Annotated in this window: 11 protein-coding genes; 3 read left to right on the forward strand and 8 right to left on the reverse strand. The window is 64.8% G+C overall.

Going from position 1 to position 14,470, the window contains the following annotated elements:
* The first annotated feature begins 149 nt into the window (after window positions 1-149).
* Together B8446_RS03045 and B8446_RS03050 are read left to right on the forward strand one after the other, a co-directional pair.
* Window positions 150-2,153, forward strand: coding sequence for an autotransporter assembly complex protein TamA (locus tag B8446_RS03045; RefSeq protein ID WP_053053679.1), 2,004 nt, complete (start codon window positions 150-152; stop codon window positions 2,151-2,153).
* Window positions 2,153-6,349 carry a translocation/assembly module TamB domain-containing protein gene (locus tag B8446_RS03050; RefSeq protein WP_048847091.1) on the forward strand — a complete coding sequence of 1,399 codons (4,197 nt, stop codon included), beginning with the start codon at window positions 2,153-2,155 and terminating at the stop codon, window positions 6,347-6,349. The genes B8446_RS03045 and B8446_RS03050 overlap by 1 nt, the downstream gene beginning before the upstream one ends.
* A 7-nt stretch (window positions 6,350-6,356) precedes the next feature.
* Here the strand turns inward: B8446_RS03050 and B8446_RS03055 are convergent, their stop codons facing one another.
* The 6 genes from B8446_RS03055 to B8446_RS03080 all read right to left on the reverse strand — a co-directional run bounded on the left by B8446_RS03055 (window position 6,357) and on the right by B8446_RS03080 (window position 11,644).
* Window positions 6,357-6,971, reverse strand: a complete 615-nt coding sequence (locus B8446_RS03055; protein WP_048847093.1) for a nucleoside/nucleotide kinase family protein — start codon at window positions 6,969-6,971, stop codon at window positions 6,357-6,359.
* A gap of 14 nt (window positions 6,972-6,985) precedes the next feature.
* Complete coding sequence (locus tag B8446_RS03060) at window positions 6,986-8,518, reverse strand: tetratricopeptide repeat protein (RefSeq protein WP_084712025.1); 1,533 nt, start codon at window positions 8,516-8,518, stop codon at window positions 6,986-6,988.
* A gap of 36 nt (window positions 8,519-8,554) precedes the next feature.
* On the reverse strand, window positions 8,555-8,932 hold the full coding sequence (locus B8446_RS03065) for a response regulator (RefSeq protein WP_048847379.1): 378 nt from the start codon (window positions 8,930-8,932) through the stop codon (window positions 8,555-8,557).
* Between the two features lie 103 nt (window positions 8,933-9,035).
* A complete protein-coding gene (locus B8446_RS03070; protein WP_048847095.1) occupies window positions 9,036-9,836 on the reverse strand; it encodes an SDR family NAD(P)-dependent oxidoreductase in 801 nt (266 codons plus the stop codon).
* Between the two features lie 290 nt (window positions 9,837-10,126).
* Window positions 10,127-10,717: a CarD family transcriptional regulator gene (locus tag B8446_RS03075; protein WP_048847380.1), complete on the reverse strand. Its 591-nt coding sequence runs from the start codon at window positions 10,715-10,717 to the stop codon at window positions 10,127-10,129.
* 51 nt (window positions 10,718-10,768) lie between these two features.
* A complete protein-coding gene (locus B8446_RS03080; protein WP_048847097.1) occupies window positions 10,769-11,644 on the reverse strand; it encodes a bestrophin family protein in 876 nt (291 codons plus the stop codon).
* A 159-nt stretch (window positions 11,645-11,803) separates the two neighbouring features.
* On the opposite strand from B8446_RS03080, the gene B8446_RS03085 reads away from it, so the two are divergent.
* Complete coding sequence (locus tag B8446_RS03085; protein WP_241767607.1) at window positions 11,804-12,499, forward strand: ribonuclease T2 family protein; 696 nt, start codon at window positions 11,804-11,806, stop codon at window positions 12,497-12,499.
* A gap of 408 nt (window positions 12,500-12,907) precedes the next feature.
* Here B8446_RS03085 and B8446_RS03090 read toward each other — a convergent pair whose 3' ends face one another.
* Both B8446_RS03090 and trpS read right to left on the reverse strand, forming a co-directional pair.
* Window positions 12,908-13,324, reverse strand: a complete 417-nt coding sequence (locus B8446_RS03090) for a secondary thiamine-phosphate synthase enzyme YjbQ (protein ID WP_048847100.1) — start codon at window positions 13,322-13,324, stop codon at window positions 12,908-12,910.
* A 128-nt stretch (window positions 13,325-13,452) separates the two neighbouring features.
* Entirely contained in the window at window positions 13,453-14,448 is a 996-nt protein-coding gene (trpS, locus tag B8446_RS03095; RefSeq protein WP_048847102.1) for a tryptophan--tRNA ligase, read from the reverse strand.
* Window positions 14,449-14,470: the final 22 nt, after the last annotated feature.

Genomic DNA, 14,470 nt, shown 5'->3' on the forward strand with positions numbered 1-14,470 from the left:
GGGGCTCGGCAACCGTCGACCTGCCGCATTCGTGTGCGAGACGGAACGACAGGGGAGGCAGAGTGCATTCGAAGTCCGGCGCGACGCCGTCTCTTGGCCACATATTCGTCCACGGCCGCATCACACGTCGTCTGCTGGCGACAACCGTCATCGGCATCGGTGCCGTCACGGACCCGTTGTCGGGGCCTGCGCTCGCGGCAGATCCGGAGCCCTATCACGTCACGGTCAAGCCCACGGGCCAGGCGGATGTGGACGCGGCAATCCAGGCATCCTCGATGCTCGTATCGCTTGCAAAGACGAAGGCGATCGGACCATTCGCGCTCGCTGGGCGTATCCGCGGCGACTACGACCGCGTGTCGCAGGCCATGCAGAGCTACGGCTATTACGACGGTACGGTCACCATCAGCGTCGGCACCCGGGGCGGTCCTCAGCGGACACTGGCCGGCAATGATCCCGAGCTTCCGAACTGGCTGAGCGGATTGCCGGCAAAGAGCTCGGCCGAGATCACGATCTCCGCGTCACGCGGCCCGCTGTTCCATATCGGCCACATCACGCTGCAGGCGCCGGCGCCCGCCGCAGACACCGAGGAGGCGGACGACACCGCGCCGAAATCGAAGGATGCGAAGCCCGGCCACGCGGCCAAGGCGTCTGCGGCTCCGCCCGTCGCGGTGCAAACCGAGCCTGTTACCCTGTCATCCACGGAGAACAGGGCGTTCGGTCTGTCGTCCGGACAACCCGCGAACGCGGCTGACGTGCTGGCAGCGCAGGGGCATCTGTTGACGGTGCTGCAGGAAGAAGGCCACGCGCAGGCCAGCGTCGCCACGCCGCGTGCCTATCTCAAGCCCCAGACACACACGCTCGACCTCGTGTTCGACGTCCATATGGGTCCGATCGTCGACATCGGCCCCATCACCTTCGACGGGCTGAAACATGTGAACCCCGCGTTCCTGCGTCGGCGCCTGACGATCCACACCGGCGAGCTTTACCAGCCATCGGCGATCGAGGCCGCACGGCAGGATCTCGCGGCCATCGGCGTCTTCGGCTCGGTCGGCGCGCGGGACAATCCGCCGCTGGTGCCCGACGTGTCGGGCGGGACGCCGGGGGTGTCGCAGGCAATGCCGGTCGCGTTCGATTTTCAGGAGGCGAAACGCCATACGGTATCTGCCGAGGTCGGCTATTCGACCGATCTGGGCGGCCGGGCGGGCGTCACCTGGACGCACCATAATCTCTTTGGCAATGCGGAGCAGCTGCGCCTGACGGCACTCGTCACGGGCGTCGGGGGCACGGCCCAGCAGGGCCTTGGATACGACGTCTATGCCGACCTGATGAAGCCGGACTGGCTGCGGCGCGATCAGAACCTGAGCATCCGTCTCGAGGGCATTCGACAGCTTCTCTACAGCTATCGGCAGACGGCCCTGCTCGCACGGGCGGGCGTGATCCGCAAACTGACCAGACACTGGAGTATTTCCGGCTCGCTCTCGGCCGAGCAGGAGCAGATCCAGCAGTTCAACGAGACCTATAACTATCTGATCGCGTCGGTTCCGCTGGGTGCCACATATGACAGCACGGACCTCGCCAATCCGATCGAGCCGGCGACGCACGGTATCCGGCTGTCACTGAACGCGACGCCCTCCGAATCGCTCGAGCATCACGAGGCGTTCTTCGTCCTGCTGAATGCGATCGGCTCGACCTATTTCGATCTTCACCGGCTTGGCCTGACCCGGCCCGGCCGCACCGTGATCGCCGTACGAGGGATCGTGGGATCGGTGCAGGGCGCATCGACCTACCAGATCCCGCCCGATCAGCGTCTCTATGCCGGTGGTCCGGCAACCGTGCGCGGCTTCCGTTATCAGGGCGTGGGCCCGCAGTTCGGCAACACCAAATATGCGATCGGCGGCACGTCGCTCGATGCCGGATCAGTCGAGTTCCGCCAGCGCATCGGCAAGAGCTTCGGCGCGGCAGCCTTTGCCGATGCCGGGCAGGTGGGCAGCGGGAGCAGCCCGTTCGAAGGCACCTTGCGCGTCGGCGTCGGCGGCGGCGTGCGCTATTATACACCGATCGGCCCGATCCGCGTGGATATCGCGGTCCCGATGAACCGACCCGCCCGCGGCGACAAGTGGGAACTGTATATCGGCCTCGGAGAGAATTTCTGATGACCGAAGACCAGATCAGGCCGCACCGTTCCCGCGTGCGACGGATTGCCGCATGGACTGCGGGCATCATTCTCGGCGTGCCGCTGACGCTCGTGGTGCTGGTCCTCGCTGTCGTGCTGATCGGCGCGAACATCGGGCCGGGCCAGCGACTGATCGCCCGCAAGGCGCATGACCTGACCGGCGGCATGGTGACGATCGACGGGTTCGGCGGCCGCTTCCCCGACGCGTTGCATGTCGGACGCGTCACGATCAGTGACGCCCGTGGCCCATGGCTGACGCTGGACGGGCTGACGCTCGACTGGTCTCCGCTCTCTCTCATGCATGAGGATGCGCGCATCGGCCTTCTGTCAGCCGAACGGATCGCGATCGCGCGCAAGCCTCTGCCATCCACTGCGCCCGCACAACCCGCCAAGCCCTCGAACGGCAAGAGCAGCCTGCCGAACTTTGCGGTCGATCTCGGCCGGGTGCATGTCGGCCGCATCGAGATCGCACACGATGTTGCAGGCGTCGCGGGTGTCTTCTCGCTGGACGGACACGCGCATATCGCCTCCATCGCGCCATTTGCGAACGGCGTGTCGCTCGAGACGCTGCCGGTCAGCGATCTGGGTCTTGATCTGCGGCGACTGGACGCGCCCGGCGGCCTGCAACTGACAGCCCGCACGCCCGAACGCGCGGTCGGCGTGCATCTGGCCGTGACGGATGGCGTCGCGGGCTACGTTACATCTGTCGCTCATATGGCGCAGTTCGACCCGGCGTCGATCGCGCTCGATCTGAACGGTCCCCGTGATGGCGCGGCCCTGAAGCTTGCCATAGGCGCGGGTGCTGTCCATGTCGGTGCCAACGGCACGCTCGATCTGCTGCATACGCGTGGCGACCTGGCGCTGGATGCGAGCGCGCCTGCGATGACGCCCACCGCCGGCGTCTCGTGGAACTCGATCGCGCTGAACGCCCATATCCACGGCGATCTCAAGGCACCGGCCGGGCAGGGAACGCTGACCATCTCCGATCTGGCGGCATCCGGCGCCAAGGCGTCCGGTGTGACGCTCGCTTTCGACGGGCAGGAGACTGCGGATGCGAGCCAGACCCGCACTCATCTGCACCTGACCGCCGAAGGGCTCCGTCTGCCCGGGCCGCAGCCCACGCTGCTGGCCGCGTCTCCGCTCGTGGCCGACGTCGTCGCTTTTCCCAATGCGCCGACCCGCCCCGTTACGCTGTCCGTTACCCATCCGCTGCTGCAACTGGCCGGTCAGGCCGATACGAAGCCTGCAGCGCACGGTGCATTCGATCTGACGTTGCCCGACCTCAAGCCCTTCGCGGCGCTGGGTCACACCGACCTGTCAGGTCACACGAAGCTGCATCTGGTATTCGCGCTGCCAACTGATCCAAACGGCCCGATCACGGCGGCACTGGACGGCGGCATCGGTCTTACGGACGGTCTGAAGCAGGCAGTCGGCCTGATCGGGAAGAGCGGCACGCTCTCGCTGGCGGCGACGATGACGCCGCAGGGCACGGGAAAGACGGCCTTCAAACGACTGGATGTACAGCATTTCACGCTGGACGGTCAGGCGATTCACCTGAAGGATACGGCACAGGTCGATCTGGCGTCGGTCATGAACGTGCGCACCGACCTGACATTGGGCCTGACCGACCTGACACGCGTTGCGCCCAGCTTGCGCGGCAGTACGGACCTCACGCTTCATGCCGAAGGTCCCACGAACGATCTCAGCGCACGCACGCATGTGGCCGCCGATTTTGGCACTGCGAGCGTGCCGCGTGGCCCGCTGACGCTCGATGCGGCGTTCTCGCATCTGCCGTCCGCGCCTGATGGAACAGTGACGGCCGCCGGTGTCCTGGATCGTGCACCACTCTCGCTCGATGCGGCCCTGTCGCAGGATCCCGACCGGACACGGCACCTGACCCTGCGCGCGTTGCACTGGAACAGTCTCGCAGGGCAAGGTGCCCTTCGCCTGGCGCCGGGCACCAAGGTGCCGCTCGGCAATCTGGATGTGAAGATCGCGCGGCTGGCCGATTTCAGCCGTCTGGCGGGGCAGGCGCTTGGCGGCCATCTCACACTTTCGGTGCAGACGGCTGCCCCCAATCCGTCCGTGCCTGCCAAGGTTGCGCTCAAGCTCGACGCGGCTCTTGCCGCGGCACAGGCCAGCGTCCGACAGCTTCAGCTCAACGGTACCGTGTCCGATCCGGCAGGCGATCCGGATCTTGATCTCCGTCTCGCCCTGGCCGGCCTGAGCGCTCGCGGCATCACCGGTTCGGCCCAGGCGACGGCGCAGGGCAAGCAGAAGGCGCTGGCCCTGACGGCACGCGCAGCCTTGCAGAATGTGGCCGGTGCACCCGCCAGTCTCGACACGGCCGTCCTGCTCGACCTGCCGCAGAAGCAGGTGCGCGTGCAGCGCCTGAAAGCCCTGGCGAAAGGCGAGAACCTGCGCGTGCTTGCCCCGGCACTTGTCTCGTTCGGGCAGACCATGGGTGTCGATCGGCTGCGCATGAGCGTCGCACCGCCCGGCGCCGCACCGGCATCCGTCGATATTGCGGGCACGTTCAAGCCGAAACTTGATGTCCATGCCACGATCGATCATGTGACACCGGCGCTCGCCAAGCCGTTCGACCCGTCGCTTTCCGCACATGGCACCTTGGCCATGACCGCGCAGGTGACCGGCACGCTCGCGCGCCCGATGGGGCACGTGTCGCTGACCGCCCGCAATTTCGGGATGAACACCGGTCCCGCCGCTTCGCTGCCGGCGGCCAATGTCTCGGCAGCGGCAGACCTTCTGGGCACGACAGCGCGCTTTGACGCGTCGATTGCGGCAGGCCGTGCGATTGCGCTGTCCACCCACGGCACGGTGCCGACGAGCACATCCGGGCCGATTGCCGTGACGTCGCAGGGGCATGTCGATCTGAGCGTTGCTAATGCTGTGCTCGGCGCGCAGGCGATGGCGCTGACCGGGCAGGTCGCGCTCAATCTGACCGTGACGGGAACCGCGCAGCAGCCTCAGGCCCAAGGTCAGGTCACGCTGTCCGGGGCCGAATTCGATGACTATGCGCAGGGTGTACGCCTGTCCGCCATCAATGGCGCCATCGTGGCGTCAGGTGATACGTTCACCTTCCAGAATTTCACGGCCCATGCCGGACGCGGCAAGATCGGCATCGGCGGCAGCGTAGGCGCGTTCCGTCCCAACCTGCCGGTGGATCTTCACATCACCGCGGACCATGCGCAGCCGGTTACGAGCGACCTGCTGACCGCAACGCTCGGCACCGATCTGCGCATCCATGGCCAGGCATCCAGCCGTCTCGATGTCGACGGCACCGTCCGCATCCCGAGCGCCACGATCAATATCCCGAGCTCCATGCCGGCCTCCGTCCCGCAGCTCAACGTCATCCGGCCGGGCCAGGCGCAGACATCGGCCGACGGTTCGAAGGTCGTTGTCGGACTGAACGTCAATGTCGTCTCGCCCGGACAGTTCTATGTGCGTGGTCACGGCCTCGATGCGGAGATGAGCGGCAACCTGCATGTCGGCGGTTTCGCCGATGCGCCGCTCGTCAGTGGCGGATTCGATCTGGTCCGCGGCGCTTTCAACCTCGCCGGCATTAACCTCAACTTCACGCACGGGCGGGTCGGATTCAATGGAACAGGCGTCAACCACAAGCTCGATCCCACGCTGGATTTCCGCGCCGACCGCAATGCGCAGGGGACACTCGCAAGCCTTCTGGTGACCGGCTATGCCAGCGCCCCGAAGATCGGCTTCACTTCCAATCCGTCGCTTCCGCAGGAACAGGTGCTGTCCCTGCTGCTGTTCGGCACCGACAGCCATTCATTGTCGACGACACAGCTTGCGGAACTGGGTGCGGCACTGGCGACACTGACCGGCGGCTCCTCCTTCGATCCGTTGGGCAAGGTCCAGAGTGCGCTTGGCCTCGACCGTCTGGCCGTGGGCGGCGGTTCCGGCGTGAACAACGGCGGCACGAGCGTCGAAGCCGGCAAGAACGTGATGAAGGGCGTGTATGTCGGCGCGAAGCAGGCGACCTCCGGCTCCGGCACGCAGGCACAGGTTCAGATCGGCCTGACGAAACGCCTGAAGCTCAACACGACTGTCGGCACGGGCGGTCAGGTGAACGGCTTCACGACGCCGGAAAACGATCCGGGTTCGAGCGTCGGGCTGTCCTACGGCTTCGACTACTGAAGGCGCATCAGCAGACGGTCCAGTCCGCCCGCACCCGCGTCGCATCGATCAGCAGCGCATTGGGCGCATCGGTCGTATCGATCCACGCGCGGGCGGCGTCCGGCGTGCGGCCGAAGGCGATATGGCGCGCCAGAAGCCAGGCATCGCGCTGGATAGGATCGGTCGCCACGAACCACGTCTCGTCCAGAAGGGGCCGGATTCGGGCCCAGTCTCCGTCGAAGAGCAGGTAATTGCCCTCAGTGACGATCAAGCGCCGATCGGGCTCGACGGGAATGGCACTGGCGATCGGCTCCTCGATCTCGCGTGCGAAATAAGGTCCGTAAACGGTCGCGTCTGTCTCGGTCCGGATCCGCTGCAACAGGGCTGCGTAGCCCCGCGCGTCGAAGGTGTCGGGGGCTCCCTTGCGGGACGCACGACCGAGACGCTCCAGTTCCATCTGGGCCAGATGGAAGCCATCCATGGGAACCACGACCGCATCATCGGGGTACGCCTTCGCGATTGCCGCAGCGATCGTCGACTTCCCGCTGCCGGGCGGCCCTGCAATCCCAAGCAGGCGGCGACCGCAGGATTTCAGCAACGTCCGGATCCGGTCATGGGCCGCGGGGGAAAGCGGATCGATCATGTGGTTCATTCGCCTCAAGCGGCCTGGCGGGCCGAAACACGTGCACGCAAATCCGCACACACCCGGCGGACCACATCGTCCCATACCTGATGCCGGGTCTGCCGGATGATGCGCATCTGAGGATACCACGGCGAATCATCGCGGCCATGCAGCCAGCGCCAGCAATTGTTCACCCGGTCCATCAGGATCACGTCACAACCCATCCCGCCGGCCAGATGGACGACCGACGTATCGACCGATACCACGACATCGAGGTTGTCGATCAGGGCTGCGGTATCATCCATATGACGCACTTCGTCCATCAGATCGACGACGTACCCCGGGAAGGTCGCGAGCTGGCGTGCGGCATCGCCTTTCTGCAGGCTGTAGAGCGTAACGCCGCGCACACGCGTAAGCGGCGCAAGCATCGAAAGCGACATCGAGCGCCTGCGATCGACCATGTAGGCGCCCGTGTTTTCCGGACGCGGCGCGCCGGCCCAGACGATCCCCACACGCAGATTGCGATCCGGTGCCAGACGCCTGGCCCATCGCGCTGAAAGCGCCCGATCCGCGGTGATGTAGGGCACCGGATCGCCGAACGGCGTGTCTGTGCCCGCGAACGCGCGTGGCAGGCTGATGAACGGGCAGTGATAATCGTAAGGCGGAAGTGTACCACCGACCTGCGTTTCGGCCACACCTTTGACGCGAGACGTCAGGCGATCCAGCGTCTCCGCGCCCCAGACGCGTACGATCGCACCTCGGCGGGCGAGGGGGGCGAGATATCGCAGATACATAAGCGTATCGCCCAGACCCTCCTCCTGCGTCACGAGCACGCGCTTGCCTCGCAGGTCGAGCGTGCTCGTGATGTTCGGCAGAAGGCGGTCGCCGGGCAGGTCGGTATGGCCCGGCAGCCGCATCCGCCACTCATGTTCGGCCCAGCCCTGTGTGAACCGACCGGCTTTCAGCAGGCCAATCGAGTAGTTCAGTCGAATGCGCGCATCATCTGGCTTGAGACGGATGGCGCGCTGATACTGCATCAGGGCCTCGTCGAATTCGCCCCGTGCGACCAGCATGGATGCCAGATTGGACCAGATTCCGTGACCGTCGGGATTTTCCTGCGCAAGCGCACGCGTGATGGCGATCGCCTCGAGATCACGCCCCGCTTCGAACAGGGCCACCGTCATCAGCGTGCGGGTATTGTGATTGCCCGGGCGGATTTCGAGCGCCTTTTCGAGCGCGTTCAGCGCGTCCCTATGGCGGCCCAGCTGTGTAAGGACGTTGCCCATCGTATCCCACAGACGGGCGTCCTGAGGCGCAAGCGCCTGGCATCGTTCAATGACCGGCAGGATATCCGCGCGACGGAACGTTGCGATAGCATCGTCCAGAAGAATTTCGATGGGATGCTGCGCAAGCGGCCGCTCGGCCGCGATTTCAGTCACGAGTTCGGCGACACGCACCAGATCGTTATGCTGGAACGCGTTACGTGCGTCCTGCAATCGCGCCTGTAACTGTTCCTTGCTCAGACCTTTAGGATTGTAGGCGTCAGGAGAGATATCCGCGATAGTCATTGGCCCAACCGCTTCAGGCTCCCCGTTCACGACGCGTTATTGTCGTGCAGGGGCTGCCTGCGTCAATGCGCGGACGGCGTCGAGCACGTCCCTCATGGAATAAGGCTTGGAGATGAACCGCGAGAACGCGTCGTGTTCGCGTGCCACGGTATCTCCATACCCACTGATATAGATCACCGGCATGGTGGGCCGTCGCGCACGCGCGTGCTGGGCGACAGCACGTCCGTCACCATCCGGAAGCGATATGTCGGTGATCACGACCGAAACAGGCGCCGTGCTGTCAAGATGCAGCAGGGCCTCCGCCTGGCTGTCGGCCTCGTGAACGACGAGGTCCTGATCCTGCAGGAACTCTGCAAGACAGGCCCGTATCAGAAAATCGTCTTCGACCAGCAGGACAGACACACGATCAGGCATGATGACAGACAGCTCCGGGACGACCTGCCTTCGGAAAACGGCGCAGGGCGACATATGGTTTCGTTAGCATGACGAACCCATGCGCTGCCACTATGGGCAGGCTTTACGAAGACCAGTTCTGCTCGAAATCGGCATACAGCGTGAGGCCGCCATCGACGAAGATCGTCTGGCCTGTGATGTAGCTTGCATCTTCGGACGCGAGGAATGTCACGACGTCCGCGATCTCGCGGCTTTCGCCCGGGCGGCGCATTGGGATGTGCCTGGATACCGCTTCGTGCTGCTTTGGATCGTGGACCCACGCGTCGTTCATCGGCGTCACGATCGCGCCGGGTGCCACGGCATTCACGCGGATGCCAAAGCGGGCATATTCGAGAGCGAGCGTGCGCACGACATTGCCGACCGCGCCCTTGCTTGCGGAATAGCCAAGATACTGCGGCTTCGGGATCTGTTGATGAACAGAGCTGTTGACAATGATCGTCCCGGTCTTGTCATGCGCGCGCCAGTATTTCAGCGCGGCGCGCGAACACAGCATGACGCTGGTCAGATTGACTGCGAGAACCTTGTTGAAGTCCTCCAGCGTCACGTCCTCAGACGGGGAGGGGATCATGATGCCTGCGTTGCAGACAAGAACGTCGAGGCCGCCGAACGCCTCCAGGCTCTCCTTCATGATCCGGTCGACGTCATCTTCCTTCGACATGTCGCCGGCTGCGATCGGATGGTCACCGCCCGACACGCGCGGCAGTTTCTCCTGCACGGCACGCAGCTTGTCTTCCTTGCGGCCGTTCAGCGCGACGCGGGCACCCTGCTCGGCGAATGCGAGCGCGATCCCTTCGCCGATGCCTTGGGAGGCGCCGGTCACAAGCACGGATTTGCCGGCAAAGCGGTCGGAACGATTATCGGGCATCACGTGGCCTTCGTCTGATGAATCCGGATGGTGAGCGTGCCGCCGAATGCAACGGGAACTCACCGGTCCGCTGCAAACGCGCTTTCGCGTCGAGGGATCCAAAAAACGTGAAGGACAGATGCGGCCCACCCTGCATGGCGGCTTGGCGTGCAAGGTTACGGCATATGCCGGTGCGCTACGTCGGACTGGTGAAACGCACATAAAAAAAGCGCGTCGGGCGCGCTCGTGAGTTCTGCCGGAATGGAAAGCCGATGCCGGTCGTCAGTATGGTGACGACCGGCAGATCGGGGTCAGGCAGCCTTCATGGTCTCCGTCAGCGCCTGCAGCACAGTCGCCGGATCGGAATTCTCCAGCACCGCGACCTCGGATACGAAGCGTTCCTGTGCGGCCTCGAACAGCTTGCGCTCCGAGAAGCTGCCATCGAGGCTGTCCACGTTGCGGCGCAGGTCGCGCAGGACCTCGGCAATCTGGATCAGATCGCCCGAGTTGATCTTCTCCTGATAGACGACCGCACGACGGGCCCACATGCCCTTGCTGACATGCGGCTTGCCCTTGATGATCGCCATCGCCTTGTCCACGATGTCGCGCGACACGATCTTCCGCAGGCCGGACTTGCGGGCCTTCGACAGCGGAATACGCAACGTCATCTGGTTGCCGGGGAACGAGATCTGGATCATCTCCAGCTGTGTTCCCGCAATTTCATCCACGCCGATCCGGTCCACCCGGCCGACACCATGAGCCGCGTAGACGATGGAATCGCCTTCGCGGAACGGGTCGGCGTCAGCAGAGTGAGATCCGGCCTGGGTCGCGGTCAATGCAGCGGCAGTGCGCGCCATCGCATCGGTCATGCCCCCCTTTGGGGGCGTGCGGAAGGTATTCATCATCGTCCGATATAGCACGCGCGGGCCCGTTTGTCATGCGTGCCGGACCTGCTACCAGAGCACACCATGCTGCGGCCCCGGCGCGGGTTCAGGCGTCTCGCCGATCGGTTGCAGAAGGTCGGTCTCGATGGTGCGCGACATCGCCAGCATCGGCAGGGCGTGCATCGAGCGCGCGAACGGCTCCTGCAGGTCCCGTCCCGTCTTGTCGAGAGCCTGGAACACGAAGCCGATCAGGCTCGAGCCGAGCGGCGTGATCCAGCCCAATGTCTGCACCGCCGAGAGTGGCAGTACGATACAGAACACGTGCACCAGAAGAAGCGGGACAAGGGAATACTGGACCGGCAGCGGCGTATTGCGGATCCGCTCGAGGCCGCCCTGCGCATTGGCGAGATCGGAGAGAATACGGTCGACCGTCCCGTGCACCGCACCGTCGATGCCGCGCTCGGCAACCGTGGCCTGCACGCCGAGCCCGATCTCGTACAGCACGGCGTTGGGCTTGTTCGTCCGCGCCATGACGCGGGTCAGCATGTCGGACGGCAGGAGACGCTCGAGATCGGACGGCATGTTGTTGCCGCGCAGGGCAGCGCGCAGCGCATGCGGATAGGCGGCCATGGCGCGGGCCAGATCGGCGCGTCCCTCGAGGAGGCTGGCTGCCTCGCGACCGAACGAGCGGCAGTTGTTGGTGATCGCTCCCCAAAGGGTCCGGGCCTCCCACCAACGCGCATATGCCGCGTTGTTGCGCACGCCCAGGGCGAGCGCCAGGGCCGATCCCATGACCGAGATCGGCAGTACCGGCTGCTCCATCCAGTCCTGATGATAGACCTGGAAGAGGATCACCACGACAAAATCCCACAATGCAAGGATCAGCAGAGGCGGAAGTGTCTCGCGGACGAGGATGATGGCGCCGCGGCGCTTGTCGACGATCATGCTTCTCCCTCATGGTTTACGGTGAAGACCAATCCACGGGTGCCTGATGTACGAACATCACACAATGCCCGCGATTATGTCATTTAATGTAGGGCCCCGATGCGCCATCTGTTGTTGAGTATTCTTGCCTTGTCGGGACTTCTGTCCGCATGCGCCCCGATGTCCGGCCCGGGGTCGGCGCCTGCTCTGGTCGCGACCCGTCATGCCGACTTCGATCACGACACGCTGGCGCTGACCTGGCAGCCCGGGTTCTGCGGGCAGGGCCAGTGTCTGGCCGACCAGCCACATGCGCCCCTGATCGGGCTCCACGGCCTCTGGGCTTCCGAGACGCACGACCTGATCGCGGCCCACATGCCGGTGCAGGATTGGTGGAAACGGGGGTGTGACGTCTATCTGCCACCGGCAGATGCCATGCCCCCATTGTCATTGGATACCGCCCGCAGGCTCGATGCAGCGACGGCGCACGTGGCGCATTCGTTGCCCGCGCATGAGTGGAACAAGCACGGGAGATGCTTCGGCTATGACGCCGATCACTTCTTTGTCGCGGGCCTGACGCTGCGTGACCGATTTGCGGCGAGTCCGACCGGACAGGCGCTCGAGCAGGATGCCGGCAGGGTGATTGGGCATGACGATCTGCTCGCGCTGTTCGCCCGCAACACCGGCGCCACCGCGACGCGCGCCCTGCAGTTGCGGTGCGGACGCGACAGCATGGGACGTCCCGTTCTGGAGCAGCTGTGGTTCACGCTTCGGCCCGATGCTCTGGACCGGTTCCCAGCGGCTGCATCCTACGCGCCGTCACCCGATCTTCAGGACAACTGCCCGGCATCGTTCCGTGTTCCGGGCTGGGCGGAATGACGGCAGCAATGTGAGACGTCGGAGGCGCTGTTCCGGACGGGTTCGGCGGCCTTCCAGACGAAAGCGGCATCACGGTTGCTCGGACGCTTCGTGTCGCGGCGAGCTGCACCTCAGGTTCGGGTCGATGGGCCTGGACATGTGCTGCTGCGGATAGACAGACCGACTGCTGCAACTGAATCGGCCGAAGGTGTGACGGCGAACACCTGGACCGATACATGTCTCGGGCGGACTATCGGGGCCGGCTCTGTCACTCCGACGCAGAAAGTTGTCTTGCCGTGGTGCGCCGTTGCCGCCGGCTCGTGCGTTTGACGCCTTGGGCGCGTCGGCGTCCCGGCGTCCGAGGCGGGCCACACGATTGCTGAACGGAAACGGAACGCGCGCTTCAAGCTGTCAGGCTGAGCAGCGGCTTCATTCACCGATCAGGTGAAGAATGACCGTGCGCCTGTGGGGCTGCCTGCGGTGTTCGAACAGATAGACGCCCTGCCACATGCCGAGCGTCGGCCGACCACCATGAACCGGAATGCTCAGCTGCGTGTTGGTCAGCATGGAACGCAAGTGCGCCGGCATGTCGTCCGGGCCCTCGTCGTCATGGATATAGGTGCGATCTTCAGGCACGAGTTCGTCGAAGAACGCTGCGACGTCCTTGCGAACCGTAGGGTCCGCGTTCTCCTGCACGGTCAGGGAGGCCGAAGTGTGCAGGCACCACAGCGTCAGGAGGCCGGCGGAGATTCCGCTTTCGGCAACGAAACCTTCGATCCCGCTCGTGAACATGTACAGACCCTTGCCCCGGGTCTCGATCGTGAGGCGGTGAAACTTCTGGCGCATTGGTGGCTCTCCCGCAGCAGGATGTGTCAGCAGGTTAGAGCATGTCCGGCGCCCGGAAGTTCACCGGAAATGCAGACGCCGCCGGACTGGGACAGGCATCGCACATGCCTGGCAGCAGAAGCCTTGCGTCAGCGCAGGAAACCCACGATGCGTTCCGCGTCCTTCACGATCGGCTCGCAGATGGCTTCGGCGCGCGCGGCACCGTCCCGCAGGACCCCCTGGAGATGGGCGGGATCCTCCAGCAGACGGCGCGTCTCGTCCGCGACCGGCGCCACCGCTGCGATGACGACATCGGCCAGCGCCTGCTTGAAGGGGCCGAAACCCGATCCACCATGACGGGCCAGGACCGTATCGATGGTCTCGCCGGAAAGGGCAGCGAAAATCGACACGAGGTTGCGTGCCTCCGGTCGGCCCTCGAGACCAGCGGCGTCAGAGGGCAGGGGCTCGGGATCCGTCTTGGCGCGGCGGATCTTGAGCGCGATCTCGTCCGCCGTGTCGGTGAGTTCGATGCGGCTCTGGGCGGAAGGGTCCGATTTGGACATCTTCTTCGTGCCGTCGCGCAGGCTCATGATGCGCGCGGTCTCGCCCGGGATCAGCGGCTCGATCGCCGGGAAGAAATCGACGCCATAGTCGTGATTGAATTTCTGCGCGATGTCGTTGGCCAGTTCGAGATGCTGGCGCTGGTCGTCGCCGACCGGAACGCGCGTCGCGTGGAACGCCAGAATGTCGGCGGCCATGAGGTTCGGATAGACGTAGAGGCCCGCCGAATGGTTCTCGCGGTCCTTGCCGGCCTTGTCCTTGAACTGGGTCATGCGGTTCAGCCAGCCGAGCCGTGACACGCAGTTGAAGATCCACCCCAGCCGCGCATGGGCCGAGACGGCCGACTGGTTGTAGAGAATATGAGCTTTCGGATCGATGCCGGCCGCCAGCAGGACGGCCGTCTGCGCCAGTGTCTGGGCCCGAAGGCTCGCCGGGTCCTGCCATACGGTCAGCGCGTGCATGTCGACGAGGCAGAAGATGCACTCGTGATCGGCCTGCAGCGCCACCCAGTTGCGGATCGCACCGAGATAGTTGCCGAGCTGAGGGACGCCGGTCGGCTGGATGCCGGAGAAGATACGTTGCATGGCGCGATTTGTCGGCTGACGC

It is taken from the genome of Tanticharoenia sakaeratensis NBRC 103193 (genome assembly GCF_000963885.1).
Lineage (GTDB): Bacteria > Pseudomonadota > Alphaproteobacteria > Acetobacterales > Acetobacteraceae > Tanticharoenia > Tanticharoenia sakaeratensis.

Bases quoted from the DNA above. Each gene is read 5' to 3' on its own strand.
- B8446_RS03090 (WP_048847100.1), bottom strand. From the start codon at position 13,324: ATGCGCCAGAAGTTTCACCGCCTCACGATCGAGACCCGGGGCAAGGGT.
- B8446_RS03050 (WP_048847091.1), top strand. From the start codon at position 2,153: ATGACCGAAGACCAGATCAGGCCGCACCGTTCCCGCGTGCGACGGATT.
- B8446_RS03075 (WP_048847380.1), bottom strand. From the start codon at position 10,717: ATGAATACCTTCCGCACGCCCCCAAAGGGGGGCATGACCGATGCGATG.
- trpS (WP_048847102.1), bottom strand. From the start codon at position 14,448: ATGCAACGTATCTTCTCCGGCATCCAGCCGACCGGCGTCCCTCAGCTC.
- B8446_RS03060 (WP_084712025.1), bottom strand. From the start codon at position 8,518: ATGACTATCGCGGATATCTCTCCTGACGCCTACAATCCTAAAGGTCTG.
- B8446_RS03065 (WP_048847379.1), bottom strand. From the start codon at position 8,932: ATGCCTGATCGTGTGTCTGTCCTGCTGGTCGAAGACGATTTTCTGATA.
- B8446_RS03070 (WP_048847095.1), bottom strand. From the start codon at position 9,836: ATGCCCGATAATCGTTCCGACCGCTTTGCCGGCAAATCCGTGCTTGTG.
- B8446_RS03055 (WP_048847093.1), bottom strand. From the start codon at position 6,971: ATGATCGATCCGCTTTCCCCCGCGGCCCATGACCGGATCCGGACGTTG.
- B8446_RS03085 (WP_241767607.1), top strand. From the start codon at position 11,804: ATGTCCGGCCCGGGGTCGGCGCCTGCTCTGGTCGCGACCCGTCATGCC.
- B8446_RS03080 (WP_048847097.1), bottom strand. From the start codon at position 11,644: ATGATCGTCGACAAGCGCCGCGGCGCCATCATCCTCGTCCGCGAGACA.